Consider the following 1,401-nt stretch of genomic DNA (forward strand, 5'->3'; position numbering starts at 1 on the left):
TTTGTTTGCATAGCTAGCCAAGCACGTGCAGTACTCACACCAGCCATTTCAAGTCTAATAGCGAGATTGGGACTAACAGCAGCTTTTCCATTTAAAACCCTAGAAAAAGCTACACGAGACATACCAAGCCGTTCAGCTGTTTCGGTAACAGATAAACCAAGCTCTACGATTACATCTTCACGCAAGAGTTCTCCAGGATGTGGAGGGTTTTTCATCATTTTTTATCTCTCCTTATTCAATGATAATCTAGATAATCAACTAATTCGACATCTATACCAACAAAACGGAATATTACACGCCAATTTCCATTTACTGTAATTGACCAAAAGCCCTTAAGATCACCTTTTAAAGGATGTAATCGAAAGGACGGATAATTCAAATCATTTGGTGATATAGCTACGTCAAGAGCACCTAGAATACGCCTTAACTTTTGAGTATGAGCAGACTGAATTCCTTTTGTAGTACCAGTAGTGTAGAAGGCTTCAAGCCCTTTATGTTTAAATCCCAAAATCATGATTCACTGTAATGTGTATCGTTATAAAATACAAGAAGAAGTTGTTCATTAAGCTACAATGTTACCATTATTGGTAACATTGTGAAGCGTAACTACTATGCTTTTATTATTTTTCTCTTCTGTATCTGTATATTTTAAGCATCAAAAATGCCTGCTAAAGCAGATTTTTTGAATTGAGGAGGGGGCAGCCTCTTATTTTATAGATAAATGGAGCTAATTATTTTTTTATCTAAGATAATCTTCAAGATCTATTTGATTACTAATGTCCATTTCTAAAGGTTTTCTATTCTCATATACACCTTGAATACCGGCTGCTTTCATGCGATTTTTTAAGTTCTTTCTAAGAGCTATTTTGTGGATTTTAGCACTACCTTTCCAACCAAGGTTTGGGTTGAGACGGTAGGATCTATTAATCCCAATACGAGGACCTTCCAAAAGAATATCCATAGCTATTAGTCTTTTTACGCTTCGATTAAAGTGATGTCTGGTAATACCAACTTTTTTAGCCAATTCCGTTTGATTGACGACTAATAGATTTTCGAAATCAAGACGAGAAGCCAGAATGAAAAACACCTTGAGATCATATCCGTTTAAATTACTTTTCGCTATTATAGCCATCGGATGTTGAGGCATTGCAATCCATTCCTTTTTAAATCCATTTTTGCCTTTTAGGTATGACACAAACAACAAAGCCGTCCATAACCTCCACTATTTTACATCTATTTGGTATAATTTTTTTATCCACGTAGTTAAAAAATCAAATGTTTTTTCCCTACTATAAGGTGCTGTGTAGGCACCCTTAAACGCTCTCCTTCTAATCATGATTTCGGAGCCGCGTGAGAGGGACAAAACAAGACGTTAGGTTCTTTGTCAAGGACGCCTTTAGG

At 36.0% G+C, this 1,401-nt stretch carries 3 protein-coding genes; all 3 read right to left on the reverse strand.

Annotated features, from left to right (window positions below; all coding sequences use genetic code 11):
- Positions 1-218: HigA family addiction module antitoxin (locus ACFILW_RS09725; protein WP_375685717.1), on the reverse strand; the 218-nt coding region annotated here is incomplete at its 3' end.
- A 17-nt stretch (positions 219-235) separates the two neighbouring features.
- A complete protein-coding gene (locus tag ACFILW_RS09730) occupies positions 236-514 on the reverse strand; it encodes a type II toxin-antitoxin system RelE/ParE family toxin (protein ID WP_375630386.1) in 279 nt (92 codons plus the stop codon).
- 225 nt (positions 515-739) lie between these two features.
- Complete coding sequence (locus ACFILW_RS09735; protein WP_375630387.1) at positions 740-1,147, reverse strand: replication protein RepA; 408 nt, start codon at positions 1,145-1,147, stop codon at positions 740-742.
- Between the last annotated feature and the right edge of the window lie 254 nt (positions 1,148-1,401).

Origin of the sequence: Bartonella sp. TT110JLCBS, from assembly GCF_042193405.1 — a bacterium.
Classification (GTDB): domain Bacteria; phylum Pseudomonadota; class Alphaproteobacteria; order Rhizobiales; family Rhizobiaceae; genus Bartonella.

Excerpts from the sequence above, each read along its gene's own strand:
- ACFILW_RS09730 (WP_375630386.1), bottom strand. The coding sequence starts at position 514 with ATGATTTTGGGATTTAAACATAAAGGGCTTGAAGCCTTCTACACTACT.
- ACFILW_RS09735 (WP_375630387.1), bottom strand. The coding sequence starts at position 1,147 with ATGCCTCAACATCCGATGGCTATAATAGCGAAAAGTAATTTAAACGGA.